Raw genomic sequence first — 17,005 nt, forward strand, 5'->3', positions numbered from 1 at the left:
CCGCGGAGACGCCCGGGCGCGCGGGCGAGGGCACGCCGCCGCCGTACGGCGCGTTGGCCGAGCCGCGTACGTCCACGCCGCTGGAGGCCGGCATCGTGCAGGACGCGGCCGTGTTCAGCGGTGGCGCGGGCGCGGTGTCCGTCCCGTTGCGGTAGGTCGTGCCGCCGTACCCCGTGGTGCAGGGGAGCGGTGAGAAGAACGTCAGGGCCATCCCGAAGTTGACTCCCTTCGAGTCGACCACCGACGCGCCCGCCGCCGCCACCTGGGGCAGGCGCACGAGCAGTTCCTGGATGCCGCGCTGCCGGGTGACCGTGAGCTCGGAGGTGGTCGTCAGGTTGGCGAGCAGCACGCTGAGGTTCGGATCGAGGTCGCGCAGCAGCCCGCTGATCTCGCTCGCGGCGACCGGCGCCGTGGTGATCAGCCGCCGCAGGTCGGTGTCGGACGCGTCGAGCTGTCCGGCGAGCAGCCGCGCGCTGCGCGCGAACGACAGCAGCGCGTCGCTCTCCTCGCGCTGGGTCCGCAGCACGGTCTGCCCGTCGAGGATGAGCTTGTTGGTGGCGGGAGCGGCGGCGTCGGCGGCCTGGGTGAAGTCGCTCGCGCCGTCGAGCAGCGTCTGGAGGTTCTCACCCTGTCCCTGGAACGCCTTGCCGAGTTCGTCCACCACGGTGCGCAACGAGTCCAGCGGCACCGAGGCGGCCAGGTCGTTCACGTTGGTCAGCACGTTCGTCACGGGCGGCGGCGTCTGCGTCGCGGCCCGCGGGATGGTGGCGCCGTTCTTCAGGTACGGGCCGTCGCCGCTCGCGGGCCGCAGGTCGACGTACTCCTCACCGACCGCCGACAGGTTGGCGACCACGGCCTGCGACCGGGCGGGGATGCGGGGCGCGGAGTCGTCGATGTGCAGGTCCGCCCGTACGCCGTCGCCGGTCAGGTGCAGGCCGCCGACCCGGCCGACCGACACGCCGCGGTACGTGACGTCGGAGCCGGGGAACAGCCCGCCGGTCTCGGGCAGGTCCATCCGCACGACGTAGTAGCCGCGCAGGCCGACGTAGCGGCCGAGGTCGGCGTACCGGTAGCCGATGTAGCCGATGACGAGCACGCCGATGACGAGGAACGCCAGGTTCTTCAGGCGGGTCCCGAGCGTGAGCATCAGCCACCCCCGTTCGGTGAGGAGGACGGTGTCGCCGTCGGCGTCCCGGGCGGTACGGAGCCCGGCGGCGGGGCGGATGTGGCCGGGGGCGAGGTCGCCGGCGTGGTCCGCGTCCCGCCGACGGGAGGCAGCGGCAGCGGCAGCGGCAGCGGCGTGACCCCCGCCCTGTGCCCGGATGGCTTCGCCTGCCCTTCCTCCGCCGGCACGATCGGCGGGATGATCTCCGTCCCGGGCGGCGCGGTCACCGACAGGTAGACGTTGAGGTAGTCGCCCTTGACCCCGTTCAGGACCGCGTCGGTGAACGGATAGGTCAGCAGCACCTGCAACGATCGCGGCAGGTTCCGCCCGGCGTCGGAGAGGTTGGCCAGCACCGGAGCGAGCGCCCGCAGGTCCGCGACCATGTCCGCCTTGCTCTTGTTGATGGTCGTGACCGCGACGCCGGACAGCTGCTCCAGCGACCGGAGCATGGTGACCAGCGCGCCGCGCTGCTGTTCGAGGACGTCCAGGCCGGGTCCGAGGTCGTCCAGGACGGTGTCGATCTGCTCCTTGCGGGACGCGAGGTTGGCCGAGAGCCGGTCGAGCGCGTCGATGGCGTCGGTGATGTCCTTGCGGTGGTCGTTGAGGTTGGAGACCAGCGTGCTCAGCCGGCCGAGCATGGACCTGACCTGCGGTTCGTTGCCGCCGAGGGCCTTGTTCAGCTCCTGGGTGACGGTGCGGAGCTGACTCAGGCCGCCGCCGTTCAGCAGCAGCGACAGCGCGCCGAAGACCTCCTCGATCTCCGGGTCGCGGTCGGTGCGCGCCATCGGGATGACCGCGCCGTCGGCCAGCGTGCCCTGGCCGCCGCCGGCCGGCGCGCTGAGCTCGATGTACTTCTCGCCGAGCAGGCTCGACTGGGCCAGCCGGGCGTACGCGTCGGCGGGCAGGCGGACCTTGCCGTTCACGAGCATGACGACGTTCGCGGTCCAGCCGTTCCGCGGCAGAGTGATCTTGGAGACCCGGCCGACCGCCACGTCGTTGACCTTCACCGCCGCCTGCGGCACGAGGTCGTGCACGTTGGCGAACTCCGCCGTGACCTTGTACGGGTGGGAGCCGAGGTCCGCGCCGCCCGGCAGCGAGATTCCGTACACGCCGGCGAACCCGCCGGAGCCGCAGCCCGCCAGGGAGAGGCATGCGACCGCGAGGGCGGCCGGCCGTACCGCGCGCATCATCGGCCTCCGTACACGCCGCCCACCGGCGGCAGCGGCAGGGGCGCCTGGTGTGAGCGCGGCAGCGGCTTCAGGCCGCCGGAGCCCGGCTTGTACCTGGCGCACAGGGACTTCAGGGACTTAGCCGCGCCGGTCACCGAGCAGAGCCGGTCGCCGGCGGTCTGCCCGGCCGTGGCGAGGGTGAGCGGCCCGCCCATGCTCAGCTCGTTGAGGTCGCCGCGGCCGTCCAGCGTCCGGTGGGCCGGGTCGTAGGCGTTCAGGACGTTGTCGGCCGCGAGCGGCGCGATGTCCAGCGCCTCGGCGAGCGAGGCGCGCTGGTCCACCAGCGTCTGGGTGATCGAGGCCAGCTTGGTCACGTTCGACTTCAGCCGTGCCCGGTTGTCGTGGATGAACCGCTGCACCTGGCCGAGCGCGGTGGCGAGCTGCTGGAGCGCCGCGCCGAGGTTCTGCCGGTCGTCGGCGAGGAAGCCGGTCACCTGCGCGAGCTGCTGCTCGGCGAGCCGGACCTGCCCGTCGTTGGCCTTGAGCATGGTGGTGAACCTCTGCAGGTTCGTCAGGGTCGAGAACAGGTCGCTCGAAGAGCCGGACAGGGTCTTGGCCGCCTGGCCCACGTCGCCGATCATGCGGCCGAGGTCCTCGCCGTTGCCGGCCAGGTTCGCCGCGCCGGTGTTCAGCGCGTTCGACAGCGCGCCCTTGCGGTTGGCGCCGTTCGGGCCGAGCGCGGTGGCGAGCCGGCTGATGCTGTCGTACAGCTGGTCGATCTCCACGGGCGTCGCCGTACGCGTCGCCGGGATGACCGCGTGGTCGGCCAGGCGCAGGCCGCCGGTGTAGGCGGGGGAGAGCTGGATGTAGCGGTCGGCGACGACGCTCGGCGCCACGACGACGGCGACCGCGCCGGCCGGCACGGCCACGCCGTGGTCGACCGTCATCGTCACCCGCACCTGACGGCCCTCGGGGCGCACCGCGTCGACCGTGCCGACCTTCACGCCGAGGACGCGCAGGTCCGAGCCGGAGTAGACGCCGACGGCCTGGCCGAAGTACGCGGTGATCCTCATACCGGCCGGGCGTGACAGCAGGTACAGCGTGCCGGTGAGGATCACGATGAGCGCGAGCCCGGCGCTCATCACGGCGGGGCGGCGGGCCGGCGGGACCGTGAGTCTGGGCATCATCGACCGTCCTGCTTCGGGGGCTTGCACGGAGTTCCGTCGGGCCGCCCCAGGTAGTTGTCGGGCACGATGCCGCACAGGTAGCTGTCGAACCAGCGCCCGTTGCCGAGCGCGTTGTTGATCAGCCGGTAGTAGGGCCCGGCGACGGCGAGCGCGTGGTCGAGGCTGCTCTGGTTGCGCCGCAGCATCGCGGTCACCTGGTCGAGCGCGCGCAGGGTCGGGTCGAGCTGGGCCTGGTTGTCCTTGACCAGGCCGCTGAGCTGCATGGAGAGCTGCTGAGTGCCGGTCAGCAGCGAGTGGATCGCGAGCCGGCGGCGTGAGACCTCGGCCAGCAGCTGGTTGCCGTCGTGCAGCAGTGCGGTGAAGTTGCCGTTCTGGGCGGCCAGGGTGCCGGTGATCTGCCGGGTGCCGGCCAGCAGCCGGGAGAGCTGGGCGTCCCGCGAGGAGATCGTCTTGGACAGCGCCGACAGGCCCTGGACGGCCTTGCGGACGCTGGGCGAGGTGCCGCTGAACGTGTCGGAGAGCGCCTGCAGGCTCTGCCCGAGCTGGTCGGTGTCGATCTGCCCCAGAGTGCCGCCAAGCTGCTGGAAGGCCTGCGTCACGTCGTACGGGGAGGTCGTGCGGCTGACCGGGATGCGCCGTGAGGGGTCCTGCCGCGCGGTGCCGAGCGGGTCGACCGCCAGGTACTTCTCGCCCAGCAGCGTCTTGATCATGATCGAGGCGGTGGAGGCGTTGCCGACCCAGGTGTCCTTGACGCGGAAGCTGACCTTCACCCGTCCGCGGTCGAGGGAGACCCCGGTGACCTTGCCGACCTTCACACCGGCGACGCGGACCTCGTTGCCGGACTGCAGCCCGGCGGACTCGGTGAAGTCCGCGCGGTAGGTCGTGCCGCCGCCGATGACGGGCAGGTCGTCGGCGGCGTACGCGGCGGTGCCCAGCCCGGCCAGGATCACCAGGCCGACCACGGCGACCTTGACCGGGCTCCGCTCACGGATCGGCTTCACGACTCGCACCTCGATTCGGTGACCGGGATGCCGGTCGGCGGCGGTCCGGGAATCGGCGGGCCGACCGTGGACCACGACACGCCGGAGACGGTGGCCTGGCACATGTAGAGGTTGAGCCACGAGCCGTACGAGGCGAGCCGGGAGAGCGTGGTCAGCTTGGTCGGCAGCGTTCGTACGAAGCCCTCCACCAGCGGCTGGTCGCGGTTCAGGTTGGACGACAGCCGGCCCAGGTCGCGGATGTCGCGGCGCAGCGGATCGCGGCTCGGGCCCAGCAGCCCGGCCGTGCTGGTGGTCAGGCCGGAGATCGCGCTGATCGCCTGCCCGATCGGCTTCCGGTCGGCGGCGAAGCCGTGCACGAGTTGCTTCAGCGTCGTGATGAGCCCCTCGAACTCGCCCTCGCGGGAGTTGACGGTCTCCACGACGGTGGTCAGGTTGTCGATCACACGCCCGATGACCTGGTCGCGGGCAGCCAGTGTCGTGGTGAGCGTGCCGACCGTGGCGATGAGCCGGTCCACGGTGGTGCCCTCGCCCTGGAACACCTGGATGATCTCGCCGGAGAGCTCGTTGACGTCCTTGGGGGACAGCGCCTGGAACAGCGGCTGGAAGCCGTTGAAGAGCTGGGTGAGGTTCAGCGCGGGCGTGGTCCGCTCCACCGGGATCGTCCCGCCCGCCCGCAGGGTCTCGCCGACCGGCCCGACGCCCTGGTCGAGTTCGACGTACCGCTGCCCGACGAGGTTGAGGTACTTGATGGACGCGGTGACCGAGGCGGGCAGCGTGCGGCCGGACTCGACCGAGAACGTCACGCGCGCCAGCCGCCGGCCGGTCACGTGGATGCTCTCGACCTGGCCGACGCGCACCCCGGCGATCCGGACGCTGTCCCCGGTGTTCAGGCCGGTGACGTCGGTGAACGTCGCGTGGTAGCCGGCGGTCCGGCCCACGCCGGTGCCGGCGATGCTGAGCGCCAGGACCGCGGTGGCCAGTGTGGTGACGACGATGAAGATCACCGACTTGGCCAGCGGGCCGGCGAGGCTCCTGCGGTTCACTTCACCGTCACCTCCGTGCCCCGGTACAGCGGGCCGACCAGCACGCTGCTCCAGTCGGGCAGGGCCGTGCGCGGCGTGGTCCCGCTCGGGTTCAGCAGCTCGTTGACGAGGTCGTTCTCGCCGGGGGAGTTGGGCACGCCGAGCGCGCCGGCGGCCCCCTGGTACGGCACGGAGTAGCAGTGCGGGCCGCCGCCGGCGTCGTAGACCGGCCTGTCACGGCCGGGCACGTACTTGCCCTTCGAGGGGACCACGTGCACGGTGACGTGCAGGCCGGGCCGGTCGGTGCCCTTGCCCAGCGCGCGGTCCATCGCCGGGACGAAGTCGCTGAGCGTCTTCAGCGTGCAGGGGAACGACGGTGAGTAGCGGGCCAGCGTCTCCAGCGCCGGGCGGCTGTCGGCGGACAGCCGGATGAGGTTGGCGGAGTTGCGGCGCAGGAAGTCGGTGATGTCCCGCGAGGAGTCGGTCACCGACTCGTAGAGCTCGCCGAGGTTGGCGCGCTGGTCGACGATGGTGCGGCTCGTCGTGGTGAAGTCGGTGAGCGCCTGGAGGATGTCCGGGCTCGCCGCAGAGTACGCCTGTGCGACGCGTACCAGCTCGGTGATGTCGCGGTCGAGCGCGGGGAGCTGCGGGTTGGTCTTGCCGAGGTAGGAGTCGAAGCGCACCAGCGTCTGGCCGAGCTCCTCACCGCGGCCCTGCAACGCCTGGGCGATCGCGGTGAGCGTCGCGGACAGCTTGTCGGGCCGCACGGCGGTCAGCAGGGGCAGGACGTTGTCCAGCACCCGCTCCAGCTCGATGGCGTTGGAGCTGCGGTCCTGCCCGATCACACTCCCGGCGGTGAGGGCCACCGGCGCGGGGTCGGGCGGCGGGACGAGCGCGACGTACCGCTCGCCGAACAGCGTGGTCGGCAGCATCTGCGCGGTGACGTTCGCCGGGACGTTCTTCAGCGCGCCCGGCTGGAGGGCGAGCCGCAGCCGGGCCCCCGACCCGTTCGCGGAGATGTCGCGCACCTCGCCGATGACCTGGCCGCGCATCTTCACGTCCGCGTGCGGGTGCATCTCGTTGCCCACGCTGTCCGTACGCAGCGTCACCATGGCGACGTCGGTGAAACGCTTCTGGTAGACCGCGATCGACAGCCACACCAGCAGGCACAGCACGAGCAGGAACGCCACTCCGGTGAGCCGCCGCCGCACCTTCACCGAGGGCGGGTCCTCGACACTGATCATCCGGCCACCTTCACGGTGGTGGTGGCGCCCCAGATCGCCAGGCTGAGGAAGAAGTCGGTCAGGCTGATCAGCACGATCGAGGTGCGCACGGCACGGCCGACCGCGATGCCCACCCCGGCCGGCCCGCCCGACGCCCGGTAGCCGTAGTAACAGTGCGCCAGGATCACCATGACCGAGAAGATCAGCACCTTCCCGAACGACCAGAGCACGTCCACCGAGGACAGGAACTGCCCGAAGTAGTGGTCGTAGGTGCCGGCCGACTGGCCGTTGAACAGCACCGTGATCTCGCGCGAGGACAGGTACGAGCTGAGCAGGCCGATGCCGTACAGCGGGACGATCGCAACGGCGCCCGCCGCGATCCGGGTGGTGACCAGGTACGGCAGGCTCGGCACGCCCATGCCCTCGAGCGCGTCGACCTCCTCGTTGATGCGCATCGCGCCGAGCTGGGCGGTGAAGCCGGCGCCGACGGTCGCCGACAGCGCCAGCCCGGCGACCAGCGGCGCGATCTCGCGGGTGTTGAAGTACGCGGAGACGAACCCGGTGAAGGCGGCGGTACCGATCTGGTTGAGCGCGGCGTACCCCTGCAGGCCCACGACGGTGCCGGTGAACAGCGTCATCGCGATCATCACGCCGATGGTGCCGCCGATGACGCCGAGCGCGCCGCTGCCGAAGGTGACCTCGGCGAGCAGGCGGCGGATCTCCCGCAGGTACCGCCGCAGCGCCCGCGGCGTCCACAGCAGCGCCCGCAGGTAGAAGGTCAGCTGGTCGCCGAGCGTGTCCAGCCAGGACAGCCGGCGGTCGAGGTCGAGGCGAGGGACCATCGGCTCAGCTTCCCTTCGGGGGGACGACCTGCAGGTAGATGGCCGTGAGCACGAGGTTCACGAAGAACAGCAGCAGGAAGGCGATGACGACCGACTGGTTCACCGCGTCGCCGACGCCCTTGGGGCCGCCGCGCGGGTTCAGCCCGCGGTGCGCCGCGACCGCGCCCGCGATGAAACCGAAGATGAGCGCCTTGATCTCACTGATGTACAGGTCCGGCAGGTGGGCGAGGGCGGAGAAGCTGGCCAGGTACGCGCCGGGCGTGCCGCCCTGCATGATCACGTTGAAGAAGTAGCCGCCGAGCACACCGACCACCGAGACCAGGCCGTTGAGGAAGACGGCGACGAGCATGGCCGCCAGCACGCGCGGCGCGATCAGCCGCTGGATCGGCGAGACGCCCATGACGACCATCGCGTCGATCTCCTCGCGGATCGTCCGCGAGCCGATGTCCGCGCAGATCGCCGAGCCTCCGGCACCGGCGATCAGCAGCGCCACGATCAGCGGGCTGGCCTGCTGGATGACCGCGAGCACGCTGGCCGCGCCGGTGAAGGACTGGGCGCCGAGCTGCTGGGTGAGCGATCCGACCTGCAAGGCGATGACGGCGCCGAACGGGATGGACACGAGCGCGGTCGGCAGGATCGTCACGCTGGCGATGAACCAGAACTGCTCCACGAGCTCCCGGCCCTGGAACGGCCGCCGGAACATCGCGCCGAGCGTGGCGGCGGCGAGTGCGAACAGCTTGCCGGTCTCGCGGAGCGCGGCGGTACCCGGAACGGAGCCGGCCGGCGTGGTTCGTCTGTTGGTTCCCTCGCTCCGCTCGGTCACGGGCGCTCCCGGATGCTCTGGAGGATCGCCTGCTGGGCCGGGTACGGCAGTTCGTGCAGCATGCCCATCACCCGTGCGCGGCGGCGCTCGACGGCCTGGCGCGGCGGCAGGCCGGGGCTGGGTTCGAGCTGCGGCACGATCGGCGGCAGCCCCTCGTCATCGTCGTGGTACCCGGCGTTGCGCTCGGCCTCCAGCAGCGACTGGTCCTTCTCCTCCGACATGCCGATCGGGCCGTGCCGCCGGCCGCGGAGGAACTGCGCGACCACCGGCTCCTCGCTCGTCAGCAGCACCTCGCGCGGGCCGAAGGTGACCAGGTCGCGGCGGAACAGCATGCCGATGTTGTCCGGCACGGTCGAGGCGACCTGGATGTTGTGCGTGACGATCAGGATGGTCGCGTCGATCTGCGCGTTGAGGTCGATGAGGAGCTGCGAGAGGTACGCCGTGCGGACGGGGTCCAGACCGGAGTCCGGCTCGTCGCAGAGGATGATCTGCGGGTCGAGCACGAGGGCGCGCGCCAGGCCCGCGCGCTTGCGCATGCCGCCGGAGATCTCGCCGGGCAGCTTTCCCTCGGCTCCCGCCAGCCCGACCATCTCCATCTTCTCCAGCACGATGCGCCGGATCTCGGGCTCTTTCTTGTCCGTGTGCTCGCGCAGCGGGAAGGCGATGTTCTCGAACAGGCTGAGGGAGCCGAAGAGCGCGCCGTCCTGGAACATGATCCCGAACAGCTTGCGCACCTCGTGGAGCCTGCGCTCGGGGCTGTTCACCATGTCGACGCCGCCCACGAGGACACGGCCCTGCTCGGGCTTGAGCAGGCCGATCAATGACTTGAGGAAGACGGTCTTGCCCGTGCCCGAAGGACCGAGCATCACGCTGACCTCACCGGCGGGCAGGGTCAGGGTGACGTCCCGCCAGATGTTCTGCCGGCCGAAGGATTTCGACAACCCCTCGACCACGACTTCAAGTCCCATTACGTAGAGCCATCCATCGGAATATTCCCAACTCCGGCCCCCGAATATAAATTAGCCCGAATTTATGTACCGAACCGTTATGTTGAACGCCGGATCGGCTCGGGCGCCGCCCTTTACTACTGGCGGGTATCATAGTTTTCGTGAACGGCTATGAGCAAGACATTCCGTACGCCCGCCAAGGTCGCACGGAATGTCTTGTCACCGAATGACAATCGCGGCTTCCGCTTTTGTCCGCCGATGAGCACGGACGTCCTGCGCCGGTCGTCAGTGCGCGGCGGAGTGCCAGAAGGCCGACAGCTTCTTCCCTGCGTCGGGCGCGAACGCGCCCGGCTCGTTCAGCCCGGCGACGTACGTCGAGGCGCTGTTCAGCACCAGCTTGTTCTTTCCCGCCGCCGCGGGGAGACCGGTCTTGAGGTTGACCGCGGCGTCGAGCAGCCCGAGGCCGCCGCAGCCGGTGGCGCCGGGCACGGCGAAGGAGTCGTCGGTCAGGGACGCCCCGCTGAGGTCGATTCTCAGCAGGTCGCCGTTCTCGTCGGTGGTCCCGTTGCCGTCGAACCGCGTGAGGGCCGTGGCCGGGGCCGTCACGTTCTTCGGCTTCAACAGGATCGGGTTGGAGTCCGAGCCGATCGTGCAGGTGGAGGCGAGGAACGGGTTCTGCAGGTGGATCTTGACCGGCAGGGTGATGATCGGGGAGCCGGAGCCGAGCCCGTTGAGCAGGCTGAAGTCCTTCGGGCTGCCGGCCGGCTGCACGGTGGCGATGACGTTGTTCAGGGTGTTGTCGGTGAGCTGCCGGCAGATCTGCGTGATCACCGGCACGTTGCTCGGGCACATCAGGCCCAGCAGGCCGCCGGGAATCTTCACGGAATCGGACACGAGACCGCCGCCGGACGGCGAGACCAGCGACAACGACGACCCGGAGACCACGCCGAGCTGAAGGTCGGTGGCGCCGGTCGTCGCGGTGGTGTTGCCCAGCGTGATCGAGCCGCTGGACGAATGCGTGGCCAGGCAGGTGTTCGTCACGTTCGTGCCGTCCGCGGCCAGCATCGCCGGGTCGTCCACCGGGCAGCGCGTGAACGGCGCCCAGGCGCCGTTCAACGTCGCCGCCGACGCCGAACCGGCCGGGAGGAGCGCGGCGAACGTGGCGGCCGCGCCGGCGACCACGATGCCTGCCATCTTGCGGGAAGGACTCATTTGCTGGTCCCTTTCTCAGAACGGCCCCAGGGGAGCCACCGCACCAACATCGCCCCGATTTACGTGTTGATCGGCGAAGGCCGTGTCGTCGGCCCGGTCGGTCGAATTCCGCCTTCGCGATCGTTACTGGCCAGTACAGTACTTGCCCATCCGGATAAACGGAATAGAAGCCCAGCTATCGGACTTGGGTCGCCTAAATCGTTGTCGCCGAATGACAATTCCCGGTGCGAAACTCATCGGCGTGCGAGCAAGCGGGGCCGTCGTTCGCGGCCGCTGCGCGGCGCGTGTCAGGGCCGGGGGTCGGGGCGGTCGATCGGGTCGCAGTTCTGCGGCGGCGTGCCGTCGGTCGGGCGGGTGCAGGGCACGCCCTGTATCAGCTTCATGTAGTTGTCCGGGCCGGAGATCGACCCGGTGAACAGCGGGTCGAGGTCCTCGCCGACGCCGCAGCCGGAGAACGGCGGGATCTTGACCGTTCCGGTCAGCGGCCCGCCCAGGTTCACCTCGTAGTCCGGAAGCTCGCCGGTGAGCGTGACCGGCATCGGTGTGGCGGACTCGCAGTGCGGGCCCACGTCCAGAGGAGTGCCGTTGACCAGGACGTCGTGGATGCGGATCACCAGCTGGGACGTGATCGTCGTCTCCTCGAAGTAGTTGCCCTCGCTGTCCTGGTATCCGTGGCTGTCGATCTCCAGGTCGGTGCCCTCGGGCGAGGTCAGTTCGAGTGTGGCGGTGGTCGGCATGAAACCGAAGGTCAGGAAGGTGGCCGTCGCGGGCGGCAGCTTGTGCTCTCCGTCGTCGTCCAGCGACGCTCTGCTGTAGATGTGAGTGTCGCCGGTGCACTGGTTGATGGAGATCTGGTAGCCCAGTTCCAGCGTGACATGGCCGGTGGTCTGGCCGTTCTCCCGGCCGATGAGTGTCGAGCCGCCGAGCTTGTGCACGTTCGAGAATCCCGCCATGTAGGCCTCCCCGGGAGTCGGGGAGTTGGGAAAGGAGACGACACAGGGGTCGTCGTCGGCCGGCGTCGCGGTGCTGGAGCCGGCCCTGGTGCGGCCGTCGTGGGACGGTGACGTGCCGGAGTCTCCCGCAACGGTCACCGGCACGGTCGCCAGTACCGCGTCCGGGCCGACGTCGAGGGTGCAGTTCAGCGGAACCGTGGCGGGGTTCGTCGCGCCGCCGTCCGCCCGGTGCGGTGTGAGGACGAGCGTGAGCGGGCCGGCGATGAAGGTCGTGAGGCCGGCCGACCCGGCCGTGGTCGGCGGCACCGGGCCGGACGCGGGGAGCGCCAGGTCGCCGGAACCGGGAATCGGGGTCGACGGCGCGGCCAGACCGGACCAGGTGGCCGTGGAGGAGTGGCCGTTCTGCGCCACGGCGACGGACAGGTCCGCCGATGCCGTGACCGACGTGGCGTCGAGTCCGGTGAGGTCGGCGAGCGCGGCGTGCGGCAGCCTCGGCGTCACCTCCACGTCGCGGGGCTGGACGGACCGGCCGACCGTCTCGGCGGCGGGAAAGACCCCGGTGACCTTGACCGCGACACGCTGGTCCCCGGAGGGGAACGGGCAGGCGTAGGTCAGGGTGGCGTCCGCGTCCTGCTCGCTGGCCGAGGACCTGGTGCCCAACGCCAGGCTCATCCCGACGATGATGACCGCGGCGGCGACGATCCGTGTCATCGCGCGAGGCGTCCAGCGCGCGATGCTCATCCGCGATCACCTGTCGCGCGACCCGGCCGTACGGCCGGGCGCGGTCTCCCGATCGATGAGAAGGGTATTTCTTCGGCCGGAGGCCACCCGGGAGAACCGGCGCAGCGCATCTCCATATTCGTTTCCCGCGGAGAAAAGCCGAGCATCGGAAGACCTCATCCAAAAGTCGCGGCCCCCGATGGCCGAAATGACAGAGAACGCGGGCGTCGCGCTGGTTACTACTGGCGAGTAGAGTAGTTGTGGGCCGGGGCCAGGACAAGTAGCCGTATCTCAAATGGCGCCTATGCCCGCTCTTTTGTCACCGGGTGATAGTTCTTGTTCGGCCGTTTGTTCGCGGCTGAGCGAGTCCCGTACGGAGCCGGGCCCGGGGCGGTAAAGAGCCTTCGGCTGGGGGTCCTCGCGCAGGCGAAAGCCGGCCGGGGTCGGACCGGCCGGCTCTCGGGTTCACGTGAGCCAGGGGGCTCAGGGGCTGGTGACGGTGATGACGGGGCTGACGACGTAGGTCGCCGCGAAGGTGGCCGAGTCGCCGGCGTTGATCAGGCCCGCGCACCCACTGCCGGTGGCCGAGGTGATCGTCAGGTGCGGAGTGGTGTCCGCCACGACCTTGAGCTGGCCGGTGCTGTTGGTGTAGGTCACGTTGTCGACCTCACCGGAGACCGCCGCGCTGCAGGTCCCCAGCAGGTCGCTGATCGAGAGAGTGGCGTTGACCCCGGTGATGGTTCCGGTGGTCACACCGGAGGAGTACGACACGCCGTTGAGGCTGCCCGAGGTGAGGGTCGCGGTACCGGTGCTGCCCAGGTTGCCCTTGCAGCCGCTGAACGAACCGGTGCTCAGCGTGGCGAGGCCGGTGTCGGGTTTGCCGGTGCCGCTGGTCGCGGTTCCGGGAATGCTCGAGGACGTGCAGGTGAACGGCTGGCTGGTGGTCGTGTCCCGGAACGCGACGGTCGTGCCGGACAGGAGCGCCGAGGTGAAGGTGCCGCTGCTGTCGGGGTTGGTCACGGTCCACGTGGCGGCGAGGGCCGACGGCGCGCTGAGCGCGATCATCCCGGCGGTGGCGGCGCCCACGGCGAGCGAGCTGGCGACGAACTTGCGCATGGTTCTTCTTCCTCCATCGTGACTCCGGCCGGCCCAAGGAAGAGCCGGCTCGCGGAAGTGGGTTGCAACTAATTGGCGTGAGATCGGCCCAAGGGCAGCCTCTTTCCACATCTGCGGGGATCGACTGACCGCAAAAGATGATCTTTATTGCCGCGTTTCTCTGTAACGCTTGCTACCTGTCGGTAGGTTAAGCGCGCGTTACGGTCCAATCAAGGGTCAAATTTACATTTCTGTCATATTGTCATTGCGTGCAAAAGATCGCGTTGTTGTTTATGCGATGATGATTAAGGCGGGTGCTTTCGCGGATTATGTAGCGTCCGAAGCCGGGCTGTTCAACGAGAAGTCGCCGAGCGGGCGCGGAGGGTGAATATCGCGCCGGGGCTGTGTGAATGGCGTCCGTCCTGGTTAGCTACGACTATGTTTCGGGCACGTTTCGCCGGCCTGGGTGGGCCGTGCGGAGCGGGGTCTCCGGCCGTCGCGTCACCCGGCGGCGGCGACCGGGTCGCCCGGCTGGAGGGAGACGACGGTGTGGCTCGAACACGAGGCGGGACGGCGGGAGCTCGCCGGGCTGTTACGGTCCGAGATGGACGGGCTCGCCGACGAGATCTGCGCCGAGATCCGCGTGGCCGTCGCGGAGTACGCCACGCCCGGCGGCGGCCCGGCCGGGTCGACCATGCGGCCCGCGGTCGACCAGGCGATCGTGTCCTTCGTCGAGCGCATCGCGGAGCCGTCCGCGCCGGCCTCCCGGCTGACCGACATCTACCGGCTCCTCGGGCAGAACGAGGCGCACCACGACCGCAACCTGAACGCGCTGCAGGCGGCCTTCCGCGTCGCCTTCCGCGTCGCCTGGCAGTGGACCATGAGCTTCTGCGCGCGCCACGAACTCCCGTCGGAGACCGTCGCGGGGCTGGCCGACGCGCAGCTGGAGTACATGGACGAGCTCGCCTCGATCTCCGTGGAGGGCTATCTGGAGGCGAGCGCGCACTCGCCGGAGGAACTGGCCGAGCTGCGCCTCGGGCTGTTGCGGCTCATCCAGGAACGGCCGGCCGCCCCACGGCAGGCGATCGCCGAACTCGCCGGGCGCGCCGACTGGACGATGCCCGTGGAGGCGACCCCGATCGTCCTGCGACCCGGCGCACGCCTGGTCCGCACCGCACTGCCCGATGACGTCCTCGCCGACGTCGAGGGCGCCGAGCCGCGTCTGCTGGTGCCCGGCCGGTTCACCCCGGCCAGGCGCGCGACGATCGAGGCCGCGGTGCCCCGCGACCGGATCGTCGTGGGGGTCACCGTGCCACTGGAGGAGGTCGCGGACTCGTTCCGCTGGGCCGCGCGGACCCTCGGTCTCATCGCCGAGGGCGTCATCGACGACACGCGGCTGACGTTCTGCGAGGACCACCTGCTGACCTTGTGGCTGATGTCGGATCCGCAGCTCATCGACGAGCTCGCCCGGCAACGGCTCGCCCGGCTAGCGGGCATGCCGGCCGGCAAGCAGAAGGCGCTGACCGAGACGCTCCGGGTGTGGCTCGAGAGCTGGAGCACCGCGGCCGACGTGGGGAACCGGCTGCACGTGCACCCGCAGACCGTGCGGTACCGGCTGAACCAGCTCAAGGAGAGCCTGGGCGATCGGTTCACCGACCCGGAGGCGCGGTTCGGCCTGGAGCTCGTGCTGCGGGCGCAGCGGCTGCGCGACCGGCCGGCGCAACCAGGCGGCCGGGACGGCAGGAACGCTCGGGCGGCAACGCCTCTTTCTCATCATCCCGTCACAAAAAACGGTACCGCGCTGTCCGAAAACAAGGAATCGCACACGGTCAATGACAGACCGTACGGCCCTGGAACGCGATATCGGTAAATCCTTGCCGGAGTCTGTTCTCTGCTCTACGGTCACGGTGTCCTAGATCGCGGTTCGTGCGGAAGACGCAGGGGTTCCCCGCTCGGTGTCTCCCTCGCGACCCACGGTCACCGGCAAAGCGCCACCTGACGGCCGATCTGAATAAGGGCGACCCCGCCCCGCGACGCACCGACTCCGACGGTGGTGGTGGGAGGTACACGCATGCCTCGAACGCTCGAACCGGACGGCTTGAACTGGTCGCGTTCCGAACTGGCCGAGCGGCTGACGGCGATCATGCGGACCGAACTGCCCAGCCTCACGAAAGAGATCGTGGCAGAGATCCGGGACGGCATTCCCGAATACGCTCGGCCGATCGACGGTCCGTACGGCCGGACGCTCCGTTCCGGGGTCGAACGCGCCCTTGCCGGATTCGTCGAATGGATCAGTTCGCCAGACGCCCTGCCGGACGACATCTGCTACAAGCTCGGCCGGTTCGAGGCGTACGAGGGTCGTCAGCTGGACGTCCTGCAGTCCGCGTACCGGATCGGCGCCCAGACCGGCTGGCGGCGGGTGATGGCCCTGCACCAGCGGCACGACCTCGCCCCGGCGACCGTCTCGGTGCTGGCGGACGCCCTGTTCGCCTACATGGAGGAGCTGGCGTCCGCGTCGGTGCGGGGCTACCGGGAGGCCAGGGCGCAGTTGAACGACGAGTTGCAGGCCGGCCGCCGGCGGCTGCTGCGGCTCATCGTGGACGCGGCACCGCGCGACCTGCTCGCGGAGCACGCCGCGTCGGTTCGCTGGGTGCTCCCGGAGGAGGTGACCGTCGTCGTGCTGCGGTCGAACGCTCCGATCGTACGGACGCTGCTCGACGACGACCTGCTGACCGACCTCGACGGCACCGAGCCGTACCTGCTGGTCCCCGGCCCGCTGACGGCCGACCGCCGCGCGATGCTCGAACTCGCGGTGGCCGAGTCCAAGGCGGCGGCCGGGCTGACGGTGTCGCTGGATCGCGCGCCCGACTCGCTGCGCTGGGCCCGGCAGACGCTCGGCCTGATCCACTCCCGGATCGTCGACGACGGTCCGCTCACCCTCTGCGCGAACCACCTGGAGACGCTCTGGCTGTTCGCGGACGCCCCGCTGATCGACCAGATCGCCCGCCGGCAGCTCGCCGCCCTGGACCACCTGACCGCGCGGCAGCGCGAACGCCTCGTCGAGACGCTGGGAGTGTGGCTGCGCACCCGGGGGACCGCCGCGCAGGTCGGCGACGAACTGGGTGTGCACCCGCAGACCGTGCGCTACCGGATGCGGCAGATCGAACACGCCCTCGGCGACGACCTCGCCGATCCGGACACGCGTTTCGCCACCGAGGTCGCCCTGCGCGCGCTGTGGCTGCGCGAACGGGCGTTCGTGCCCGAGACGTGCGACGCGACCGGGGACGGAGCCTGAGATTCGCCTGTTCCGCTAACCGGGAGCACAAGGCGCGGGGCGAATTGCGCATCCGTTGATAGCGCTGGGCGCCATGGTTGATCCATCTCCGGGTCCCGTGTTCGCATGGGCAGGACCGCCTCGGGTGACGACGAGTTCCGAAGGCGGACGGTGATGGACGCGGAGGTGCCGGAGTGCTGTCCGGAACGAACGCAAGACCAGTCTTCGTCGCACTCGGCGCGGCGACGGTCATCACGCTCGGCGCGGTGGCCTTCCCCGCGGCGGCGCTGGCCGCCGACCCGTCGCCCACGGCCACCGACGACCCCGCGCCCGACCCGTCCGGCAGCACGCCGAGCGACCCTCCGAGCGACC

The 17,005-nt window shown here is 70.1% G+C and carries 14 protein-coding genes; 2 read left to right on the forward strand and 12 right to left on the reverse strand.

The features are described from left to right. The 12 genes from ACFFNX_RS20050 to ACFFNX_RS20105 all read right to left on the reverse strand — a co-directional run. The coding region (locus ACFFNX_RS20050; RefSeq protein ID WP_378204154.1) for an MCE family protein at positions 1-1,147 on the reverse strand (1,147 nt) is incomplete at its 3' end. Beyond that, complete coding sequence (locus ACFFNX_RS20055; RefSeq protein WP_378204157.1) at positions 1,147-2,352, reverse strand: MCE family protein; 1,206 nt, start codon at positions 2,350-2,352, stop codon at positions 1,147-1,149. The genes ACFFNX_RS20055 and ACFFNX_RS20050, both read right to left, overlap by 1 nt. Next, on the reverse strand, positions 2,352-3,521 hold the full coding sequence (locus ACFFNX_RS20060) for an MCE family protein (protein WP_378204160.1): 1,170 nt from the start codon (positions 3,519-3,521) through the stop codon (positions 2,352-2,354). The genes ACFFNX_RS20055 and ACFFNX_RS20060 overlap by 1 nt, the downstream gene beginning before the upstream one ends. Beyond that, positions 3,518-4,522 (reverse strand): MCE family protein, encoded by a 1,005-nt coding sequence (locus ACFFNX_RS20065; RefSeq protein ID WP_378204163.1) that lies wholly within the window; start codon positions 4,520-4,522, stop codon positions 3,518-3,520. Before ACFFNX_RS20065 ends, ACFFNX_RS20060 begins: the two co-directional genes overlap by 4 nt. Continuing rightward, on the reverse strand, positions 4,519-5,565 hold the full coding sequence (locus ACFFNX_RS20070; protein ID WP_378204166.1) for an MCE family protein: 1,047 nt from the start codon (positions 5,563-5,565) through the stop codon (positions 4,519-4,521). Before ACFFNX_RS20070 ends, ACFFNX_RS20065 begins: the two co-directional genes overlap by 4 nt. Beyond that, positions 5,562-6,788 (reverse strand): MCE family protein, encoded by a 1,227-nt coding sequence (locus tag ACFFNX_RS20075; RefSeq protein WP_378204169.1) that lies wholly within the window; start codon positions 6,786-6,788, stop codon positions 5,562-5,564. Before ACFFNX_RS20075 ends, ACFFNX_RS20070 begins: the two co-directional genes overlap by 4 nt. Beyond that, a complete protein-coding gene (locus ACFFNX_RS20080) occupies positions 6,785-7,609 on the reverse strand; it encodes an MlaE family ABC transporter permease (RefSeq protein ID WP_378204171.1) in 825 nt (274 codons plus the stop codon). The genes ACFFNX_RS20075 and ACFFNX_RS20080 overlap by 4 nt, the downstream gene beginning before the upstream one ends. A gap of 4 nt (positions 7,610-7,613) precedes the next feature. Further along, positions 7,614-8,312 (reverse strand): MlaE family ABC transporter permease, encoded by a 699-nt coding sequence (locus tag ACFFNX_RS20085; RefSeq protein WP_378204191.1) that lies wholly within the window; start codon positions 8,310-8,312, stop codon positions 7,614-7,616. A 116-nt stretch (positions 8,313-8,428) separates the two neighbouring features. Beyond that, the gene (locus ACFFNX_RS20090) at positions 8,429-9,400 is read right to left on the reverse strand and encodes an ABC transporter ATP-binding protein (protein WP_378204174.1); all 972 of its coding nucleotides are present in this window, start codon (positions 9,398-9,400) and stop codon (positions 8,429-8,431) included. A gap of 264 nt (positions 9,401-9,664) precedes the next feature. Then, a complete protein-coding gene (locus tag ACFFNX_RS20095) occupies positions 9,665-10,591 on the reverse strand; it encodes a hypothetical protein (protein WP_378204177.1) in 927 nt (308 codons plus the stop codon). Between the two features lie 287 nt (positions 10,592-10,878). Next, complete coding sequence (locus ACFFNX_RS20100) at positions 10,879-12,285, reverse strand: DUF6801 domain-containing protein (RefSeq protein WP_378204180.1); 1,407 nt, start codon at positions 12,283-12,285, stop codon at positions 10,879-10,881. 462 nt (positions 12,286-12,747) lie between these two features. Beyond that, positions 12,748-13,380: a hypothetical protein gene (locus ACFFNX_RS20105; protein ID WP_378204183.1), complete on the reverse strand. Its 633-nt coding sequence runs from the start codon at positions 13,378-13,380 to the stop codon at positions 12,748-12,750. Between the two features lie 526 nt (positions 13,381-13,906). Here ACFFNX_RS20105 and ACFFNX_RS20110 point away from each other — a divergent pair. Both ACFFNX_RS20110 and ACFFNX_RS20115 read left to right on the forward strand, forming a co-directional pair. Further along, complete coding sequence (locus ACFFNX_RS20110; RefSeq protein ID WP_378204185.1) at positions 13,907-15,229, forward strand: PucR family transcriptional regulator; 1,323 nt, start codon at positions 13,907-13,909, stop codon at positions 15,227-15,229. 201 nt (positions 15,230-15,430) lie between these two features. Further along, positions 15,431-16,654, forward strand: a complete 1,224-nt coding sequence (locus ACFFNX_RS20115; protein WP_378204188.1) for a PucR family transcriptional regulator — start codon at positions 15,431-15,433, stop codon at positions 16,652-16,654. Positions 16,655-17,005: the final 351 nt, after the last annotated feature.

Source organism: Actinoallomurus acaciae (assembly GCF_042429965.1).
Lineage (GTDB): Bacteria > Actinomycetota > Actinomycetes > Streptosporangiales > Streptosporangiaceae > Actinoallomurus > Actinoallomurus acaciae.